The sequence below is a fragment of the Pelagicoccus enzymogenes genome (assembly GCF_014803405.1).
GTDB lineage: Bacteria > Verrucomicrobiota > Verrucomicrobiia > Opitutales > Opitutaceae > Pelagicoccus > Pelagicoccus enzymogenes.
Genome location: NZ_JACYFG010000007.1, coordinates 509835 through 531273, shown reverse-complemented (window position 1 = coordinate 531273; position 21439 = coordinate 509835). Strand labels below are relative to the sequence as shown.

At 57.1% G+C, this 21439-nt stretch carries 13 protein-coding genes; 10 read left to right on the top strand and 3 right to left on the bottom strand.

Annotation, left to right across the window (positions count from 1 at the left end):
- The first annotated feature begins 114 nt into the window (after positions 1–114).
- From IEN85_RS08145 to IEN85_RS08130, 5 genes are read left to right on the top strand one after another with little or no spacing between them, the layout of a single operon-like run.
- On the top strand, positions 115–1314 hold the full coding sequence (locus IEN85_RS08145) for a Gfo/Idh/MocA family protein (protein WP_191616583.1): 1200 nt from the start codon (positions 115–117) through the stop codon (positions 1312–1314).
- Positions 1311–1625 (top strand): L-rhamnose mutarotase, encoded by a 315-nt coding sequence (gene rhaM / locus IEN85_RS08140; protein ID WP_191616582.1) that lies wholly within the window; start codon positions 1311–1313, stop codon positions 1623–1625. The genes IEN85_RS08145 and rhaM overlap by 4 nt, the downstream gene beginning before the upstream one ends.
- Complete coding sequence (locus IEN85_RS24945) at positions 1535–1927, top strand: exo-rhamnogalacturonan lyase family protein (protein ID WP_425503165.1); 393 nt, start codon at positions 1535–1537, stop codon at positions 1925–1927. The genes rhaM and IEN85_RS24945 overlap by 91 nt, the downstream gene beginning before the upstream one ends.
- A 38-nt stretch (positions 1928–1965) precedes the next feature.
- Positions 1966–4383 (top strand): sodium:solute symporter family transporter, encoded by a 2418-nt coding sequence (locus tag IEN85_RS08135; protein ID WP_191616581.1) that lies wholly within the window; start codon positions 1966–1968, stop codon positions 4381–4383.
- Positions 4376–5239 (top strand): glycoside hydrolase family 43 protein, encoded by an 864-nt coding sequence (locus IEN85_RS08130; RefSeq protein WP_191616580.1) that lies wholly within the window; start codon positions 4376–4378, stop codon positions 5237–5239. The genes IEN85_RS08135 and IEN85_RS08130 overlap by 8 nt, the downstream gene beginning before the upstream one ends.
- 36 nt (positions 5240–5275) lie before the next feature.
- On the opposite strand, the gene IEN85_RS24765 is transcribed toward IEN85_RS08130, so the two are convergent.
- The 3 genes from IEN85_RS24765 to gnpA form a co-directional block, all read right to left on the bottom strand.
- Positions 5276–6358 (bottom strand): PKD domain-containing protein, encoded by a 1083-nt coding sequence (locus IEN85_RS24765; RefSeq protein WP_318186596.1) that lies wholly within the window; start codon positions 6356–6358, stop codon positions 5276–5278.
- A gap of 18 nt (positions 6359–6376) precedes the next feature.
- Positions 6377–7027, bottom strand: a complete 651-nt coding sequence (locus IEN85_RS08120; protein ID WP_224772506.1) for a DUF6250 domain-containing protein — start codon at positions 7025–7027, stop codon at positions 6377–6379.
- A gap of 243 nt (positions 7028–7270) precedes the next feature.
- Positions 7271–9457 carry a 1,3-beta-galactosyl-N-acetylhexosamine phosphorylase gene (gnpA, locus tag IEN85_RS08115; RefSeq protein ID WP_191616578.1) on the bottom strand — a complete coding sequence of 729 codons (2187 nt, stop codon included), beginning with the start codon at positions 9455–9457 and terminating at the stop codon, positions 7271–7273.
- A 203-nt stretch (positions 9458–9660) separates the two neighbouring features.
- Here gnpA and IEN85_RS08110 point away from each other — a divergent pair, with 203 nt between their 5' ends.
- The 5 genes from IEN85_RS08110 to IEN85_RS08090 all read left to right on the top strand — a co-directional run bounded on the left by IEN85_RS08110 (position 9661) and on the right by IEN85_RS08090 (position 21370).
- Complete coding sequence (locus IEN85_RS08110) at positions 9661–12192, top strand: glycosyl hydrolase (protein ID WP_191616577.1); 2532 nt, start codon at positions 9661–9663, stop codon at positions 12190–12192.
- Between the two features lie 162 nt (positions 12193–12354).
- Complete coding sequence (locus tag IEN85_RS08105) at positions 12355–14304, top strand: rhamnogalacturonan lyase (RefSeq protein WP_224772505.1); 1950 nt, start codon at positions 12355–12357, stop codon at positions 14302–14304.
- Positions 14305–14346: 42 nt separating this feature from the next.
- Positions 14347–15309: an acetylxylan esterase gene (locus tag IEN85_RS08100; RefSeq protein WP_191616576.1), complete on the top strand. Its 963-nt coding sequence runs from the start codon at positions 14347–14349 to the stop codon at positions 15307–15309.
- 151 nt (positions 15310–15460) lie between these two features.
- On the top strand, positions 15461–17383 hold the full coding sequence (locus IEN85_RS08095; RefSeq protein WP_191616618.1) for a family 43 glycosylhydrolase: 1923 nt from the start codon (positions 15461–15463) through the stop codon (positions 17381–17383).
- A 381-nt stretch (positions 17384–17764) separates the two neighbouring features.
- Positions 17765–21370, top strand: a complete 3606-nt coding sequence (locus IEN85_RS08090; RefSeq protein ID WP_191616575.1) for a TonB-dependent receptor plug domain-containing protein — start codon at positions 17765–17767, stop codon at positions 21368–21370.
- The last annotated feature ends 69 nt before the right edge of the window (positions 21371–21439 follow it).

Below are 21439 nucleotides of genomic sequence, written 5' to 3'. Positions count from 1 at the left end.
TTCTGACAAGTGCAAAGTATCAATTCGTATCAATTATTGGTTTCAAGCCTACTCCATGCTTCAGCGGCTGGCCAAAGATTGCCCCCCGCTTACCTCAGCTATTTCAGCCCCCGAATGATGACTTCCACCACAAGCAGCTCTCCTCGCGTCGCCCTCGTAGGCGTTGCTGGATACGCGGGGGTGTATTTCGAGTGGCTTAGCGAAGCGCACCGGAACGGGCTCGTGCACCTTGCGGCTGCAACGATCTTGCCTGCGGAGCGCCAATTGCCTGCCGCCCTCGAGTTGGAGCACTTGGCCGATAAAACCTACGACTGCTACGAAGCCATGTTCGAAGCCGAAGCCGGCAAGATCGACCTTTGCTTCATCCCAACCGGGATCCCATGGCACGCGCCGATGGCCATCGCTGCCATGGAAGCGGGAGCAAACGTGCTCGTCGAGAAACCGCTGGCAGGCTCGGACGCCGATGTCCGCCGCGTAATCGCGGCCGAGAAACAGCGCAAGAGATGGGTCGCCGTCGGATTCCAGGACATGTATACTTCGGAGCTCATGGAGCTTAAGCAGAGCTTGCTGAACGGCATCATCGGGCAGATTCAATCCGTTTCCATGCTTGGGCTCTGGCCCCGCTCCACCGCGTACTACAGGCGCAACGCGTGGGCCGGAAAGCGCGAGCTGAACGGCCGCTCCGTGATGGATTCGCCGCTCAACAATGCGTTCGCCCACCACGTCAACCTTTGCCTCTTTCTCGCCGGCGACACTGTCAGTTCCTCCGCCGCAGCGACGGTCGTTTCCTCGAACCTGTTCCGAGCGCACGATATCGAAAATTTCGATACAGCGGTCGTCAGCGCCGCGTCCAGCGACAACGGCGTCGCGTTTTGGTTCGGCGTCACTCACGCATGCTTCGAGACAGTCGAGCCGCGCATCCGCATCAGAGGCGAACGAGGCTCCGTGGAGTGGGAGCGGCAGGGCGTCTGTACCATCCGGCCGGACGACCAAGACCCTGTATCCATCGAGGTACCACAGTACAGCAAGTCTCGCCAAAACATGTTCGAACAAGTCGTCAGCCGGCTTAGCGACTCGAACAGCTTCATCTGCGATTCCCAGATTGCCCAATCGCACGCAGCCCTCATCGAAAGCATCCAGAGGGGAGCTGACGTAAAAACGGTACATTCCAGCAATGTCGAAACCATCAAGTCGGACTCGGACGGCCACACGATACCTGCGATTAAAGACATCGACCTTCTGTTGCAGCGAACATTCGAAACCAACAGTCCACTCGAGGACCTGAGCAAAAAAGCTGTCCACTTAAAACAATGATACGAAAAGCTTTTATCATGTCAGTCCATCCCAACCAGGAGGCTGAATACGAACGACGCCATTCCCCAATTTGGCAGGAACTGGAACAGACCTTGAAAGCTCACGGCGTCAGCAACTACTCCATCTTCCTCAACGAGGAAACGCTGCAACTTTTCGGCTACGCGGAGATCGCGGACGAGGACCAGTGGAACGCCATTGCCAGCACGGACATCTGCAAGAAATGGTGGAAGCACATGGCGGATATCATGCCAAGCAACCCAGACAACAGCCCCGTCTCCTCCCCACTCAAGGAAGTATTCCACCTCGCATAGAATTTCTCCCTCGCCACCCCTCGATGAACCATTGCGACACAGCAGCCGCCACGTCCACAGCAACGAGCTTCCCGCTCGGGCTTGGCTCCCTGTTGGACTCCGCGATGGACGAGCTCAATTCCTTTCAAAGAAGTCGCGCTGCCGGCAAGGCCTATGTAGGAGGCACGTCGGGGGGCGTGCTTTTCGGTCGGCGCGACTTCTCCCTTCTTTACCCGCTAAACAGGCGTATTCGAAACGCCTATACAGGACTTACAGGCAATCGGTCGAAAACCTTGCCCTCATTGCGGACGCGCTCTAGGTAAACTTTAAATAGCCTCGCCGTTCTTAACAAACATCGTAGATGATTAGACGTTACTCCCTCACCCTCCTCGCCGCAACCCTCTTCGCGGCCAGCGCGACATCGAGCTTTGCCAACCTTGGCCAAGACGCGTCTCTCGCCAAGATAGCGGAACCGCCGGTTTCTCCAGCCGACGCCTTCGCGGCAATGGCCGGCGAGCAGCTGATCCTCGCAGGAGGCGAATCCTCCGACATTTACGCTTACTCCAAGACTCCCGGACTCTGGGTTTCGATTGGATCGCTCGACGCGCCCCGCGCGAAGGGAACCGGCGTCACTCACAACGGATCCGTCATCCTAGTGGGAGGAACGATCGACGGCACCGCGACCGACAAGGTAACCAAGCTCACGCCCAACGGAACCGGCGTCGACCAGCAAGAGCTAACGCCTCTGCCTCGACCCATGTCGAAGCCCGCAGCTACCATCAGCGGAGGAACGCTTTACGTTTCGGACGGATCGAACGGCGACGGAGAAAACGACTTCTACACCCTCGACCTCGGCAGCCCGAACGCTTCGTGGCAGGAGATAGACAGCTGGACGGGTCCCGCCCGATCCAACGCATTCCTCGTAAAATCGGTGGAAACGCTCGCCTTGATCGGCGGCCATGAAGCAGGTTCCCTCGCAACCAATCCTTCCTCCCTTTCCTACCATGCTCGATACGGATGGAACTCCCTCACCAACGAGGGCCCGCAAGGAGAAATCACCAGCGCCGTCAAACTGGGAGACGCCCACGCAGTCGCCACGGTCAAATCCGCAGCGAACGAGGTCGACCTCCACCTGTATCACATGGTTGGAGACACATGGGTAAGTCTCGGCGAAAACTTCGCAGGGCTTCCAGCCGATACGCAAGTCGTCGGAGACAACTACAGCTTCTACATCCTTTCAGCGGAAAACTCGGGAGTCGTCACCTTCGGACAGCCCGAAACCAACTACGGCTGGTGGGACCACCTCTCCGTTGCCCTCTATTTCGTCGTCATGCTTTGGATCGGTTTCCACTTCGCCAAGCAGAGCAAGAACTCGGACGACTACTTCCGCGGGGGACACAAGATTCCTTGGTGGGCCACTGGCATGAGCCTCTTCGCCACGGGAGCCAGCGCCATGAGCTTGATGGCGATGCCGGGCAAAGCCTATGCCGGCAACTGGACTTTCTTCGCGATCAGCATCTACTCGATCCTTTGTTTGCCCATCGCCATGTACTTCTACGCGCCCGTCATCCGAAAACTGAATTTCGGAACGGCGTTCGAGTACCTTGAAAATCGCTTCGGACTATCGGTCCGCCTGATCGGAAGCACCATTTTCGCGGTCTACCAAATCCTCGGCCGCATGGGAGGCGTCTTGCTGCTGCCGTCTTTCGCCCTAGAGGCGATAGCGGGGATCCCCATGTACATGAGCGTGCCGATCATGGGTGTCGTCACCATCGCCTACACCTTCCTCGGCGGACTCTCCGCCGTGATTTGGACCGATACCATCCAAGGCTTCGTCATGATCGCTGCCGTGGGCGGTTGCTTGCTCCTCGTGTTCTTCCGCATCGACATTCCCTTCAACGAAATGTGGACCACCCTGGACGCCCAGGATAAGCTCCACGTCTTCGACTGGGGGATCTCCTTAACCGATGAAAACGTCTTCACCGTTTTCGTGGGCATCGTCTTCGTGACCTTGCTGGGAATCGGAGACCAGAACTTCGTACAGCGCGTCCAGTGCGGCCCCAGCTTGAGCTCGACCCGCAAGGCGGTCCTCACGCAGATGGCCGTAGCGGTGCCTATCAACCTGCTGCTCTTCGCCCTCGGCACCGCCCTCTTCCTCTTTTACCAGCAGTCTCCCGAGGAACTGAACCCCGCCATGAAGAACGACGGAATCTACCCGTTCTTCGCCGCCCAACAGCTGCCTCCTGGCGTATCCGGATTGGTGATCGCCGCCCTGCTCGCTGCAACCATGTCCACCATCTCAAGCAGTATCTGCAGCGTATCCAACTTGGCTGTGGACGACGTCTACAAGCGCTTCTCCTCCGCTCCGACCGAGACCAAGGCCGTCCTGGTAGGACGAGTGATCACCGTTCTGGTGGGGGTCTTCGGCATTGCCTCCGCATTCTACCTCAACTCCTTCGAGACTCCCTCCATCTGGGACCTTGCCTTGAGAGTGGTGAGCATCGTCACCGCAACCACGGTGGGCATCTACTTCTTGGGCCTCTTCACGCAGCGAAGCAACGAGATCGGCGTACTTGTTGGCATCGTAGCCGGAATGGGCAGCACCTACTACGTTTCCAACCAAGGAACCGTAGTCTTCTGGCTGTATCCAGTTGTTGGATCATTCGTCACCATCGTAGTCGGCTACCTGGTCAGCATCCTGACCGGCGGCAACAAAAAGAACATCGAGGGCTTGACCCTTGCGACGCTGAGCAAGCGAACAGGCGGACTTGATGACTGATTCTGTTTTCCTTTTCGCCTACTTCACAGGAAACGGCGAAAAAGGCATGCGCCTCGCCTCCAGCGAGGACGGTCTCGTCTGGACCGACCTCGCGGACAGCTTCTTCATCGCCCCCAATCGTGGCTTGATGCGAGACCCCTTCCTACTGCGAGGTCCAGACGAATCGTTTCACTTGATTTGGACAACCGATTGGGAGTCTCAAGATATCGGATACGCTTGCTCGAAAAACCTGATCGACTGGAGCGAGCAGAGACGCTTGCCCGTAATGTCGCAGATCGAAGGAACCCGCAATTGCTGGGCTCCTGAAATGACTTACGATCCCAAGCAGCAACAATTTCTCATCTACTGGGCCTCCACCGTAGAGGGGCGCTTCGAGGAAAACGGCGGCAGTTCGGAAAGCGACTACAACCACCGCATGTGGAGCGCCACCACACGAGACTTTGAATCCTTCAGCGCCCCCGCAGTCTACTTCGATCCCGGCTTTAATGTCATCGACGTCACCTTGATCCACAAGCCCGGCGGACAAACCCGCCTCATAGCCAAGGACGAACGACTCCATCCGGAAAAGAAGAACCTCTTTACCTGCCAGGCAGACACGCCCTACGGTCCCTTCTCCGCTCCGAGCGCCCCTTTCACCAAATCCTGGGTTGAAGGTCCTGCAGCCCTAGAAACCGGCGACTGGACCTATGTTTTCTACGACGTGTATCGAGACAAGCGATACGAAGGTAAACGCACCAAGGACTTCATCAAATGGGAGGACGTGTCCGACCAGCTATCCTTTCCTCAAGGAGCGAGACACGGCAGCATCGTTACCCTGACGCGGGCCGAATACGAAAAGCTGAAGAGCCAATTGTAGGAACTGGCCTTCCTTCCGTCGGAACGAGACGACCACCTACTTGAAACTCACGTCCCAAACCCGGCTGAACTTCGAACGCTCTCCCGCTTCGTTTTCAACGGTAAGCGTGACGACGTAGTGACCGGTCTTAGCGTACTGGTGGGTGGGATTCGCTTCGCTCGAAGTCTGGCCGTCTCCAAAATCCCAGCGCCACTTGCTCACATCCCCGAACGACTCGTCGTAAAAGGCAACCTTGCGCGCCTCCCGGTCCAACACTTGGCACCGCCAAGACGCCTTGAAGCGCGGCAAACGATCCCGCTCCCGCGGCATCAACCGGAACGCCACGAGCTCATCCGCCTTGCCGTACATGGTATGGCTCGTGGAAAGATTCCAAAAACCGTTGTTACGCGTACTATCGACATCGTCGTAGTCGATGATCGCCCAAGCGAGCCCGATCAGCTTGTCCTCGACCAACTTGCTTTCGACTGAACGGTCGGGGCCGTGCGAGCTCGCGTAGTCGAAGGGCGTGATCCAAAACTCTAAGGTCAAGGTACCTGACTCGCCGGGCTCGAAATCGTAACTGTATGCGTAATTCGCATACGGCAGCTCCTTAATCCACTGGCCCGGCCCCCACAGCATGCACCAGTCCTTGTCTTGGGCAGGGGTGAATATATGGTAGTTCTGGGCATGGGTTCCATGCATGGACATCCATGCCTCCGTCTCGCTGATGTGTTCCGCGTTGTTGCGGAAACGGTCAATCAAGGGACCGCCTGATAGGTCCGCGTCGACGACCACCTCGAAGGTATCGTTCTTCAACCCGGGAAGCGAGAAGTCCCAATAGTCGTCGTAAGCCTCGTACAGGAAGTACAGACGATTCAAGCCCTCAACCCAAGCAACCTTGACCTTCACGTCGATGCTCTCCGGCAAAAGCCCCTCGTGCTTCCCCGAGTCCTCCCACAGCTCCTTGGTTCCCACGACGTACTCGTCCGGAACCTGAGACCAATCCGCAGCGTCACCGTCGATTTGCGGAATTTCGTCGGGACCAAATTGGTAGACCTTAAACTCGGCGTCCGGCCTTTCCAGCGCGGAGAGGCTTAAGCTTGCAGAAGCGGCGAAGAGAGCAAGTACGGGGCGATACACAAAATAATGGGTTGATTGCTACTTGAGGGACTCGATCTTCAGATCGGAAATACTGAGATGGCTCCAAACCGTGCGGAAGCCGAACCAGCCTTTCTTGAGAGGCTTTTCGTCGACGTATTCAAAAATCAATTCGCCATCTCGGTAGTACTGAGCCTTTTTGCCATCGGCGACAAGCACGATGCGATAGGCCTTGTCGGGTTGGATCAGGTATTGCTCTTCCGAGAGGTCGAAGCCGGGCAGGAGCGGCTTTTCGCCACGACCCAGGTACCTGCGAAACCGGGTGGTCTCGTTAAAGTTTCCTCCATAGCCGACATAATAGAGCTGCAAGCCGTCGTACTGGGCGAATGCCCCTTCTCTTCCGTGTCCTGCGGCAAACAAGTCGTGCACGTGGTCAATGTCACTGGCCATCCAGAAACAGTTGATGTCCGAAATGCGTTCGGTCGAGTTTGCTGTCACCGTATAGCTGATACGCACCGGAGCCTCGACGGGATGCTTGTACCAAACCGTGCACCCCTTCTTGTCGCGAATTTGCAATGCCCCGTCTTCAACAGAAACCGATCCACCAGGCTGCTGTTCCACCACCCAATTTTTCAGCGATGGCTCGAATGCGATGTTTCCGTAAGGAGAGCCGCTCGGCTGAGGCTTTCCGTGACTTGCGCAATACGTCATACTGGCGAGAACTAGTGTTAGAAGCGTGCGGGGTATCATTCGCTGCTGCAGAGTAAGACAATAGAACATAAGGACAACGAGACGCCTCTCTGACCGTCAGATCAAGCAAAATGGGAGGGCAGAGCGAGCATGGAAGACGCAAACGGCCACGCGGCGCCTCAACCCACGGCCGCGCGGCAGGAGCCGAACGTCCGCGGTCGCGGGCTTGTGGAGCGCCGCCCTACGTTGAAAGCCCTTCCGTCGCTAGGAAACCTCGATGATCTTCGATTCGTTCGCCGCCAGGGAGACGGAGAATTCGCCCTTCGGACTGAGCACCACAGTTTCCTGAGGCTCGTTGGAGTTGTTGATCACGACCAGCTTGCCGGCCTTTTCATAGTAGGCGCACTCCGTGAAATAGTTGCTGCACTGCCAATGTTCCATCAACTGCTCCTTGCTTGCCGACCAAAGGATCGCTCGCAGCAACAACCTCACGTTCGCCGCGTCGTAGCGGTAGCCGGCGAGATAGACGCAGCGTCCTTTCTCGAAGCTTCGAACCGAGAGGGCTGGCGTTCCGTTGGCAGCAGCGAGGACTTCCGTCTGCGTATCGAACAGATAGATACCGTCTACCTTCTTGCCGAGCTCCAGTCCATCTTGGTTGTCTTGCAAGATGAAGTGGTCCGCATTCGCCTCGAATTCGAAGCGGTTGAAGGCTCGCGTGCGACCGAGCTCACGATCCACTCCCAGAACATGAGAAAGCTGGAAGTACTGGGAACTGTGCCGCTGGGCAGTGGGCTCGCCCACCCCGATCAGTCCGCCACCATTGGCCACGAACTCGGATATAGCTTCCACAATGCGAGGATCCGACCAGTAGTCTCCGCCGGACCAGGAATCGTCGACAAGACCAGCGTTGATCACGACATCGATCGACGTATCCACTCCGCCGTTTTCGAGAATGTCATCGAAGGAGATGAATACGGTCTCCACCGACATGCCGGAAAGAGCTTCCATCACCTCGTTGTAATAGTTGCCGCGATTGAAGTGCCCGCAACACGCCCAAGCACGCGTATTGCCCCAAGCCGTCAGCAACGCTACCTTCACGGGAGCTTCCTGAGAGGCTCCCTCCAGGTGCAAATTCCGCAAGGCTCGGAACTCGTGCCCCATCGCCTCGATATAGTCGACGAAGTCCGGGTGGTTCTCCACCAAGTGCAAGTAGCCGCCGAAGCCGACGCGATCCACGCCCTTGCGCAAGAGGGCGCGGCGAATGTCCGTCCAGTAACGCTTGCACTCGTCCGTGGGCTTGCCTCCTGGCAAGAAAGAGGGTTCGCCGTTCACCCCGGTCGGAAAGAGGTAGGGATGCATGCGTATTTCGCGGACGGATACAGCGGGGCATTCCGCTACCTTGCGGGCTTCGAAGCCGTTGAAAATGCCGTCGATGATCCCGTCGAAACCGAAATCCTTAAAGCGCTCGTTGTAGGGCTCGATGCCGATCCAGTGGTCGTTGTAGAATACGAAGGCTAGCTTTCCGGCCTCGTGGATCATATCGATGCACTCCTTGCCGAACTCCACTACGAACGCGTTCACGAAGTCCATCCAGTCGCGGTAGAGCTTGGAGGGAACCTTGTAGGAATTGTTGTAGAGCCCCGCATTCACGAAGTCCTCGCTCTTGGGCCGATACCCCTTCTCCTTTTCGAACTGGCGTATCGCTCCTGTCGATACGGAGAACTCGTAGGATCCCCAATCGTTGACGATGAACTTTTGCTTTTCCGGATCCCCCCAGAACCACCAGAAGTTGTAGAACATGGAGGTCAGACGCACCACCTTGGTATGCGGATGCTCTTCGAGCCAACGCTTCAGGTAGGTGCGAATCTGGTCGCGGGCCTCGGGATAGATCGGGTCGATCGGCATCAAGTGTTCCTTGTCCCCCCAGTCGTTGGTCACGTGGTTGTACATGGAGATCTCCTCCCAAATGCGGTAGCAGAAGAAATTCACCGTGTAGCGATGCCACTTGACGGCCTTAGCGATGGTCACCGCGCCCGAGGCAGCGTCGAAACTCCAATCGCTCACGCTCACTTCCTCGCCGGTCGTCCGGTCGAAAACCTGCCACCATTCCTTCGGGTCGTCGTCCGCATTGATCACCAATTGCTCCTTGAAATAGCCATCGAGCAAGTCGACCGAAACCGTGTCCGACGCGGCCGTGACAGGGCGGCTCATAACGCAGCATTGCTGCAGCTTGGAGCGGTTCGCCTTGGCCCATTCGTTGTCCGCGCGCACCAAACAGAGCGTGGAATAGATGTCGTAGTCGGACTCGATGATCTCGGGCGAAAGCTGGGTTCCATCCGAGTCGCGGATGACGTCCGCCCCCCACTTTTTGGCAAGCTCGAGCGTGAGCGTTTCGTAACCGGCTTCGCCTGGGAGCGTGAAGCCGCCGGTGTTAAGTGATCGATTGTCCATACGATGTGATTGAGTGGGAGGGTAAATGGTTGCGGACGCGCCGTGTTCAGGGTTTGTTTGCTCGTGCAAGTGCGAGCCCCTAACCTAGCACCTTCCTGAGCGTTCGGATACAGCTGCCGCTTTGTTGACAGTCAGAATCCTTGCGAATCGCTAGCTTCGGTCGCCTGCTTAGCTTTGCACGCTTACAATCGCCCACTCCGACCATGCCCCAAGAAAACATTACCCCAGGTTTCACCTTTCGTAGTTCAATATCCTCAGGCCTGAAATGGCTTTCCCTCTGCGCAGCAGGCGCGGCTCTTTGCGGGCTATCGTACGCCGCAGATTGGCCCGAGCCCACTTCAACCCAGAAGCCATGGACCCGCTGGTGGTGGCATGGCTCGGCCGTCAACAAGCAGGAGATCACGCGAGAGCTGGAGGAATTTAATCGCATCGGTCTCGGCGGCGTGGAAATCACTCCCATCTACGGGGTGCAAGGGCTCGAAGCGCTGGAAACCCAATTTCTCAGCGACGAATGGCTGGAGCTCATAGAACACGCTTGCCTGGAAGCCCAACGCCTCGGCATGCAGGTGGATATCGTTCCCGGAACCGGCTGGCGCCTTGGCCACGAATTCGTGCCCGAGAGCGAGCGAGCGGTAGAACTCAAGCTGCACAAGACCGTCACCGACGGGCACGTTCACTACGAAATCGAGCCGGAACTGAGCGGCGAGCGCGTAAAGCGTCCCGCCCCGGGCGGATCGGGCTACACCATCGACATGCTGGACCGCGACGCGGTCGCCAACTACCTCGACCGCTTCCACCAAACCTTCTTCAAGAAGCTCTCTCCCAATCTCGTGCGGGCCGTCTTCCACGACTCCTGGGAATACGAAACGGACTGGTCCCACCGCTTCGAAAAGGAGCTGATCGAGCGCGGCCGCATGACCTCGCCCCAAATGTATTCAATATTCGATACGGAGCGCAGCGACATCCCGCAAGAAGACCTCGAGCGCTGGCGCTACGACTATCGCATGACGTTGGAAGAGCTGCTGCTGGAGAACTTCAGCGACACATGGGGGCAGAAGACGCATGCCTACCACCTCTTTACCCGCAACCAGGCCCACGGATCCATCGCCAACCTTCTAGACGTCTACGCCAAGACGGACATCCCGGAAACGGAAATCTTCGGCGACAGCCAAGACTTCCTCATGCACAAGTTCTCCTCTTCGGCGGCTCACGTCACCGGCAAGAAGCTTGTATCCGCCGAGAGCTACACTTGGCTTTCCGAACATTGGACCAGCGACCTGGCCAAGATCAAGCAAGCCACCGACTACCTCTTCCTGTGCGGGGTCAACCACCTGTTCTACCACGGCACCGCCTATTCGCCTGAAAACGCCGAATGGCCAGGCTGGGTCTTTTACGCCTCCACCCAGCTCAACAACCGCAATCCGCTCTGGAACCACTTGCCAGCCTTGAACACCTACATCGCCCGCGTGCAAGCCGAGCTCCAATCCGGACACTCCTACGCCGACGTCTACGTCTATTCCCCAATCGCCGATCCCTACTCGGAAGTCCCCGGCACCAAGCTCCGCCAAAACATCGACGGCAAACGTTGGTTCAAAGGCACGGGCTTGGAGCGCACCTCCCAAGCGCTCTGGGACGCCGGAGTCCACTTCGACTTCATCTCAGATCGCCAGATCCAAGGCTTGCTGCTCAGCACCCAAACACCGCCCACCATCGTCCTTCCTTCCCTCAAGCGCATTCCCCTCCACACCGCCAAGGCCCTCGACCAGCTGGCCCGCCAAGGCGTACCGATCCTTTCCGTGGAAAATCCTAGCGACTGGATCGTTCCGGGATACAAGGAGCACGAGCAACGCCAGGCCCAGCTAGACGCCTTGGTAAAGGCAGCCCTGCAAAGCGGTCGTTTCGTGAGAGGCACGGTTCAAGACATCGCCGAGCTCGCCCCCGACACCTGGCAAGCGAACAGCTCCTTTCGCTGCATTCGGCGTATCCACGAAGATGGCACGCAGAGCTACTTCATCGTAAACCGCAGCGCCGATAGCGAGACCGCCACCCTCTCATTGCCAACGACGGCCGACACCGTCCGTCGTCTCGATCCTTGGACAGGCGAAACAGGCGCCGTAAGCGTCGAAGATGGGGCTCTAGCCCTAAGCTTGGCGCCCTACCAATCAACGATCATCAAAGTGGCCCCCAAGTCACCAGCGGTCTCTCGATTCCCGGAACCCGCCGCGATCACCACGAACACCATCGAGCTGCAGAGCAAGTGGCGCCTCAGCTTCCTCGAAGGCGGACCAACGCTTCCCGCGGCCCGCACTCTTGAAAAACTCCTTCCGATCACCGAACTCGGCAATCCCGACCTGCAAAACTTCGCAGGATTGCTGGCTTACGAAAACAGCTTCCGGCTCAGCAAGCCCCAAGCGGACAAGGCGATCGCCATCGACCTAGGCGAACTGAGCAGCAGCGCCCAACTGTTCGTCAACGACACACTGGTCGGCACCAGCATCCAAGCCCCTCACCTTCTCAGCATCCCGGCGAGCGCACTCAAGTCCGGCAAGAACGAGATTCGCGTCGAAGTAGCCACCCTCGCCACCAACCGCATCCGGCACCTCGACCGCACCGAGACGCCGTGGCGCATCTTCAAGGACATCAACTTGGTCAACATCGACTATCGCGCCTTCGACGCATCCGATTGGGAAATCGACGCATTCGGCTTGATCGGACCAGTCGTACTATCCCAGTAGGCAGACCGAGACACCGCGAGCAAGCGAGAGCTTATGCCGACGAAGCCTGTACTCCCCTGACTGTCAGACCTTGGCCTTGTGGTAAACCAGTAACACACCCATACTAAAACGCTCCTCGTAAACCAATACCTTCGGAGCGAAACAACCGACCCCATGCCCCCAATGCGCAAACATCTACTCTCGTTCACAGTCCTTTTCCTCACGCTGATCGCCCCTTCCTATTCCGCTCCGCAAATGGAGAAACTCGATCGCGGACTCGTCGCGATTCACAAAGCCGACGGCAAGGTCTTCCTCAGCTGGCGCCTGCTCGGTAACGAGCCCGCGGATACGGCATTCAACGTTTACCGTAACACGATCGCTCACGAGCAACCCACCGACTGGGGAGCTTACGCGTCGCGCCGCGACCGGCGCGACGGCATCGTCAAGCTGAACGAGCAGCCGATCGATGGAGCGACCCTCTTCGTCGACGACAATCCGACCTTGCATCGTAAAACTGAATACACGGTTCGCCCTGTTAGAAACGGCAAGGAAGGAGCCCCTAGCAAGCCATTCACCTTCGAAGCCGGATCAAGCGCTACCCCCTATTTTAGCGTGCCGCTTCAAACTCCCGAGGGCTACCACGCCAACGACGCCTCCATCGGCGACCTCGATGGAGACGGCGACTTCGAGATCATCCTCAAGCAAGAGCGCCGCGCCCAAGACAACTCGCGCAGAGGCATAACCGATCCCGTATTCCTCCAGGCATACACCCTCGAGGGAGAGCTATTGTGGCAAATCAACCTCGGAATAAACATTCGAGCAGGAGCCCACTACACCCAATTCATGGTCTACGATTTCGACGGAGACGGAAAGGCCGAGCTTGCTTGCAAGACTGGGGACGGCACCACCGACGGGCTTGGCAACGTCATCGGCGATGCGGATGCAGACTACCGTAACGAAAACGGATATATCATTACAGGCCCAGAGTACTTGAGCGTGTTCGACGGTCAAACCGGCGCCGTTCTCGATACCGTCCCCTATGAGCCATCGCGCCACCCCACCATCGAAAATCCGTCTCCCGACGAAATGAAAGAGATCTGGGGCGACGGATACGGAAATCGCATGGACCGCTTCCTCGCTGGCGTCGCTTACCTCGACGGCAAAAAACCGAGCCTCATCATGTGCCGCGGCTACTACACGCGCACTGTCGTCGTGGCCTGGGACCTGCAAGACGGCAAATTGAAGCGGCGTTGGCTTTTCGATAGCGACGCCACTCCAGAAAACCGCCCCTACCGCGGCCAAGGAGACCATAGCCTTTCCATCGCCGACGTGGACTCCGACGGCAAACAGGAAATCGTCTACGGCTCGATGGTGCTCGATGACGACGGAACCGGACTCTACTCGACCGGCTGGGGGCATGGCGACGCATTGCACGTGAGCGATTTGGTGCCAAGCAACCCGGGACTGGAGGTTTTCAACATTCAAGAACGCTTCGACGACCAGGGTATGAACATGCGCGATGCCGCCACCGGAAGGCCTATCTTTACGGTGCCCTCCGTCAAAGCTGCCGACTCAGGAGGAGACAAAGGCGAAGGTCCCGGACGCGGAAACTCCGTGAACATCGACCCCACCTACCCGGGAGCCGAAAGCTGGGCAGCCGGAGCAGGTATGACAAAGGTCTTCAGCGCCGCGGGAGAATGGATCTACGACAAGCCGCAAGGCCTGCCTACTAACTTCGCGATCTGGTGGGACGGAGACCTGCAGCGCGAGCTGCTCGACCAAAACTTCATCTTGAAATTCAATCCGGAAACAACCGCCCTCGATACCTTGCTCATCGCCCACGCTTGCACCTCGAACAACGGCACCAAGGCAACCCCCGCTATCAGCGGAGACATCTGGGGAGATTGGCGCGAAGAGGTCATCTGGCGAACTCGCGACAGTTCGGAATTGCGGATCTTCACCACCACCATCCCAACCGAACACCGCATGCCAACCTTGCTGCACGATCCGCAATACAGAGTCGCGCTCGCTTGGCAGAACGTAGCGTACAACCAACCCCCTCACCCCAGCTTCTATCTGGGCGACGAAGCTCCGTTGCCGACCCGCCCCCAAGCGGCAGTGGTCGACAGGTAAAAGGGCTTGCCACCGTGCGTCGCTAATTGATTCCTGTAACCAATGCCTCTGATCGACAAACCCCTACCCGAGCTAAAGACGTACCAAGGGATCAATCCGCGTCCCCAAGATTTCGATACCTACTGGGACGAATCCCTCGAGGAGCTCGCAGCCATCGATCCAGCTCCGGAGCTTCGCCCGAGCGATGCAATCCACAGCAGGAACGCCGACTGCTTCGACCTGACCTTCACCAGCATCGGCGGAGCCCGCATCTACGCCAAGTACCTGCGACCGAAAAACGCTCAAAACTGCCCGGCTGCTCTCATGTTCCACGGCTACAGCGCGGAGTCCGGCGAATGGAACGACAAGCTCGCCTACGTAGGCGAGGGCATCGCCTTGGCGGCCATGGATTGCCGTGGCCAAGGAGGCCTGTCGCAAGACGTGGGAGGCACCCTGGGAACGACCCTGCGCGGCCACATCGTGCGCGGCCTGGAGGATCCCGATCCCAAGAAACTGCTCTTTAGGTCACATTTTCTGGATACAGTGCAGCTCGCTCGAGTCGTCGCCGCCTTCGAGGAAATCGATGCCGAGCGCATCGGTTGCTTTGGCGGCTCCCAAGGGGGAGGGCTCGCCCTCGCCTGCGCCGCCCTGTCTCCCCTGATCAAGCGCTGCGCCGCGTTCTTCCCTTTCCTCTGCGACTACCGCCGCGTCTGGGAAATGGACCTCGCTAAAGACGCCTACGAAGAGCTCTCCTACTATTTTCGCCGCCGCGACCCTGCGCATAAAACCGAAGACGCCGTCTTCGAGAAGCTCGGATACATCGACTGTCAACACCTAGCGCCCCGCATCACCGCCAAGGTCCTCATGCAGTCTGGCTTGATGGACACGATTTGCCCGCCTTCCACCCAATTCGCAGCCTACAACAAAATAGGTTCCGAAAAGGACATCATCATCTATCCAGACTTCGCCCACGAGGTTCCCACCGGCGGCTGGGATCATGTCTTCAATTTCCTGACCAAACTGTAACCTCAAAAGATCCGATTGTCGGAAAACGACCTCAGTACGGCGCACTACCTATTGGCGCAGGACAAAAAAATCACCGCCCGCTCCCTAGCCCGAAGCACCGAACACCAATCCAATGCCTTTCTACCGCAGCCTATTACTCACCATTCTCGCGATGGCTTCTACACTCAACCTGTTTTCCGAAAACGAATACCCGAATCCCTTGATTCTCCAGCGGGCAGACCCCTGGATCCATAAGCACGAGGACGGCTACTACTACTTCATCGCCACCGCGCCCCAGTACCTGCGCATCGAACTGCGCCGGGCCAAGACCATCGCCGGACTCGCCACCGCCGAACCGAAAACAATCTGGGAAGCCCACGAAACGGGCATCATGGGAAATCACATCTGGGCCCCGGAACTGCATTTCCTCGACGGCAAATGGTACATCTACTTCGCAGCCGGCGACGCTGACGAGAAATGGCGTATCCGCATGTACGCCCTGGAGAACGAGGCCGCCAATCCGCTGCAAGACAGCTGGGTGGAGAAAGGCGAAATCAAGACAGCCTGGGACGATTTCGCCCTCGACGCGACCATATTGGAGAACAAGGGAAAACGCTACTACGTCTGGGCGCAAATGGATCGGGAGATGGGGGTGAACTCCAACATCTATATTTCCGAAATGGAAAATCCGTGGACCCTAAAGGGTCCCTACGCGATGCTCACTACGGCTCAGTTCAGCTGGGAGCAGATGAAGTACAAAGTCAACGAAGGCCCCGCCTTCATAAAGCGGAACGGCAAGATATTCATGACCTACTCCGTCAATGCCACGGACCGCAACTACCGCATGGGGCTGCTCTGGGCTGACGAAGACGCGAACCTACTCGATCCCGCCTCCTGGACGAAATCTCCCGGCCCTGTTTTCCAAACCTCCGAGGACAACGGAATCTATGGCCCCGGCCATAACGGATTCACCACCGACGAGGACGGAAACGATATTCTCGTGTATCACGCCCGAAACTACAAGGATCTCGAGGTAGACTCACTGCGCGACTGGAATCGCCATGCCCGCGTCAAGCCGTTCACTTGGACAGAATCCGGCTTCCCCGACTTCGGGCAACCGCAGCCAGACACTCCTGCCAAGCAAGCCGACAAGCCGCTTTTCCGCGACCCTATCTTCGACGGAGCTGCCGATCCCGTGGTCATCTGGAACGAAACACGCGGCCGCTGGTGGATGTTCTACACGAACCGCCGCGCCAAAGCGGAGGGCCTCTCCGGCGTCCAATGGGTTCACGGTACCCATATCGGCATAGCCGAATCCAAGGACCAAGGAGCAAGCTGGGAACGCCACAGCCAAGCCGCGATCCATGGATTGCCAAAAGAATTGCAGGTAGCAGACCCAACCCACTGGGCACCCGAAGTGATTCGGGGCCCCAAAGGCGACTACCATATGTACCTGACCTTCGTGCCCGGCGTATTCGATAATTGGGGACACCCTCGCGTCATCGTCCACTTGACCAGCAAGGACCTCGAGAACTGGAACTACCAGTCCACCCTTCCCCTCGTAAACGAAAAGGTAATCGACGCCTGCGTGTTCCAACTCGGCGAGAACCACTGGCGCATGTGGTACAACAACGAACTCGACGGTAAATCGATCTACTACGCCGACTCCACCGACCTCTACAATTGGGAGGACAAGACGAAGGCCGTTGGCGACAAATCCGGCGAAGGTCCAAAGGTTTTCCAGTGGAACGGCTACTATTGGATGGTTACCGACGTCTGGTCCGGACTCGGCGTTTATCGATCCGACGACGCTCTTAATTGGACACGCCAAAGCGGCGACAACCTTCTACAGCACCCTGGTTCCGGCGAAGACGACGGAGTCATCGGCGGCCACCCGGATGTCGTCGTGCAGGGCGAAAAGGCCTACTTGTTTTACTTCACCCACCCCGGAAGAGCCGACAAGTCCTTGCAAGATGGATACGAATTGAGACGCAGCTCGATCCAGGTTGTGGAGCTCAAGTTCAAAGACGGGCGACTCGAAGCAGACCGAGACCAGCCGACCTTCATAAAGCTCGACCCTCGATACTCCTACTAGAGCCTATTTTGACGGCTGTTAAAGGACAGCTCACCGTCATGGCGAGTGAGTTGATCGCTTGTGTCCGCCTCCTTACGTAGCCGCGGCAAGACTGGCTTGCGCTGCGAAGCGGTCTGCGATGGTGAAGCAATAAACGTATCCAGCAGACTAACACAGGGCTTAATTCTTACTGTCAGACCCTAGCTGTGTTGGAAATGTCACTAAGCAGGGGTTTGGTCATCGTCATACATTACCCACCTCACCCCGTGCCGTGCTTGGTACCCCCAATCGCAGCCTGAATGTCGGCGGTCACCGTGTTCGACGGGCCACTTCGCGTGCCTTCCGCTCAACATGCAACCCTGTCCGTTTTCTTAACCTTTGCATCAAACCTACTACTCAAAGATGAAACAAACGAAAAAGAACCCTATACCCCGGTTCCGAACGACTCTAGCGCTGTCGCTATTGCTCGGAGCCGCTAACGTTGGCTACTCGCAAGAGGTAGACGACGATGACGAAGTATTCGAGCTATCGCCGTTCGAAGTCACCTCGTCGGAAGATGACATTGGATACTACTCAGAGCGCACCCTAGCAGGTAGCCGCCTGAATACCAAAGTATCTGATTTGGCTGCCTCCATCACGGTTGTCACGATGCAGCAGATGGAAGACACCGCTGCAACGGACCTGAATGACGTTTTCCTATATGAATCGAGTACCGAAGGATTCGGAAACTTCACGGCTACCAGCGGCAGCTTGGCTGACCGCGGCACCATCAAGGATGCCGGTGCTGGATACAGTTTCGCGAACTCTGGTGAATCCGCATCTGCTGGATCTTCGAACCGCGTACGCGGCTTGGCGGCTCCAACCATTACGCAGAATTTCTACAACGCACTCGGCGGAATTCCTTTCGATTCCTACAACACGCGGTCAGTGGAAATCAATCGGGGACCTAACTCCATCCTATCTGGATTGGGAAGTCCTGCAGGTATCGTCAACCAATCCACCGCAAGCGCAGCTATCGGCGTAAACAGCACCCAGGTGGTGTTTCGTTTGGACGATCGAGGCTCCGTTCGTGGCAGTTTCAACCACAATCAGTCGCTTATCGAGGACAAGCTCGCGGTTTACGTAGCTGGTCTGAGAGAAGAGGAGCGTTTCGAACGCAAACCTTCTTACGACAACACGACGCGTTTTTACGGAGCAGTTCGCTACGAGCCGTTTGAGAAAACCAAGCTGCGCGGCAGTTTCGAAAGGTACTCCAACAACAACCGTCGGCCTAACTCCCTCACGCCGCGCGACTTCGTAACTCCATGGCTCGAGGCAGGACGACCAGCGTACGACAACCAAACACTCATGGTTACCAAGCTGGATACAGGAGAGCAATTCGGCCCCTTCGTATCGAGCGCCGACAGTCCCAGCTACGAGGAAGGCATGATCGCAGGAGGTGGGGGCTTTTGGAATCCTGACAGCCCAACATACGTACCCGGCATCGTTCCTTCGCGCGCTTGGACATCTCGCCCGATCGTTCAGGTAAACCCAGATGGTACATCCTACGCCTACGAAGGATACGCACGGTACGGGTACAACTCGAACTCGAACTATCCGCAGAGCTTGGCAGCACCGGGAACCGACGATCGCACGGACGCTGACTGGGCCGTATACGACATGCAGCACACGTTCTCAGACTTCTATAACTGGGACAGAAACGTAGCTAACTTCGTCGCGCCTCCTGTGACCGATAAATCGGTCTACAACTGGGAAGAGTACAACATGCTAGCCATGAACTACGGATCGAAGGAAGCTGACACCTACAACATCGAGTTCGAGCAGGAGATTCTCGAGAACCTTCACTTCTCGGCCGGTTGGTTCCGTCAAAACTACTCGGACGTTCAAAACTACACCGTACAGCAGCAAACTGGCGCGACTCTCTACGTCGACACCAACCTAAACCTGCCGAACGGTCAGCCAAATCCGAACTTCGGCCTCCCCTTCTTGGAAGACTACCTTCCTGACACTTGGACCAACGAAATCACCAACGACAACATGCGCGCTCAGCTTGCTTACCAACTCAAGCTTGCGGATAATGATAATTGGACCAAGTGGTTGGGTAACCATAACTTCCTAGGTTTCTACTCGAATCAGAAAGTCGAAAGCCTCCGCTTGCGCCTCCGTGGCACTACGGTTGGAGGGGATGGACGCTTCCTGCCATGGAATGATCTGACCACCACAGGCAACTGGCGCTACTACGGCAACAGCGCGCGTCTGTACCGTAACTACTACCTGGCGAGTCCTGGAGACCCGCAGGCCACCGTTACAACAGGTGCTCCCACACACTGGGGACAACCACAATACATGGGAGCCGATTTCGAAGTGTACGATCAGTTCGGCGGTCCTAGCAGCTATCCTGTAACGCTCTACAACTGGGAAACTGGCCAATGGGAGCAGACGAACACCGAAGTCGCGACCGTGCTGCACGATGCAACTTCAGGCCGCAATATTCGCGACCTAGATTCGCAAACGCTTGGCTGGCAAGGTTACTTCCTCGACAACCGTATCATCGCAACCGCCGGCTGGAGAAAGGATGAGGTCGATCTTCGAAACACCGTTGGGTCGGCTGGTCTCGGTCGTGCCGAGTTTACCGACGCTGGTTTTGTGATGCCTGAGGCAAGCTACAATCGTTGGTCATTCATCGATGGCGAAGGAAACGAAGTCAAAAACGAAGACTCCGTCGAAGGCGAGACTTCTTCCTACGGTGTCGTTGCTGTCCCATTCCGTTGGGATGGTGGAGATTTCCGCGTTCACTACAACGAATCGGACAACTTCAACCCACCAAGCTCAGCCCAGACAGACGTCTTCGGCAATCTGTTGCCTAAGCCAACAGGTGAAGGTACTGACTACGGTTTCAGCGTCACCGCGTTCGACAACAAGTTTACTGCTAAGTTTAACTGGTTCGAGAACTCCGCTGACAACGACCGCACCGGCGCGGCAGGTACACTCATCGACCGCCTTACCCGTATCGAGCACCGCTACCTCCGCCCTTGGGCAGAGCAGATCGCCTACCAGCAGCTAGACTTCCCAGGCATAGATTACACCGCAGAGGCACCTGAAGGAGGGCGTCCTGAACTCACCGAGACGCAGCAAGCTCAATTCGAGTCACGCGTTGAGGAGCTCACAGGACTTCGCTACGACTGGCCATCGGGCCTGAACTTCGGCGCGACTCAAACGACGATTGCCGAGGGTATGGAAATCCAGTTGATCTACAACCCAACCAAAAACTGGAATATGAAGATGACCGCCGCGCAAAATGAGACAACGACTCAAAACGTGGCGCCTCAGTACGACGCTTGGGCCGATCTCCGTGTTCCCATCTGGCAAGGACTTAACTCACCACTCACCGCGGCAAACGACAAGAACAACGATGGTGACAACGATCCAAACACCTTCATGTTCAATGGAGTGCGTCCAGCCGACCTGAGCACCTTCTGGAGCGCATACGGTTACGTAGGAGACTTCGACATAACAAACCCATCAGCACAGTGGGGTAATGCCGAAGACTTCCACGAAGCAGCAGTTCTCTCGCAGGTCGCTCTGGCTAAAGCGCAGGAAGGCGTAGCTTCTCCAAACGTTCGTGAATGGCGACTCAATCTGATCTCCAACTACCTCTTCACCGACGGCGCATTCAAAGGCCTCGGAATTGGCGGTAGCGTACGTTGGGAAGACCAGGCAGCTATCGGTTACTACGGATACGCAGCAGGAGATGATCCAAACGTCTTGAACGCTCCAGATCCAAGTCGTCCGTTCTACGACAGCGGCAACACCAACGTTGACCTCTGGGCTTCCTACTCCATTCCGATCGCAAACGAAAAGGTTGATTGGAAGATTCAGCTGAACATCCGCAACGTGCAGGACAGCGGCGAACTCCGCCCTGTGTCGGTTGACTACGCTGGCAACATCAACGCCTACCGTATCATCGATCCACGTCAGATCTTCCTGACGAATACCTTCACATTCTAGGTCATTATCTCCTAGTATTTGACAGCGTTAAATCGTAATAATCTTGGTCGCTTCCGTTTCGGCGGAAGC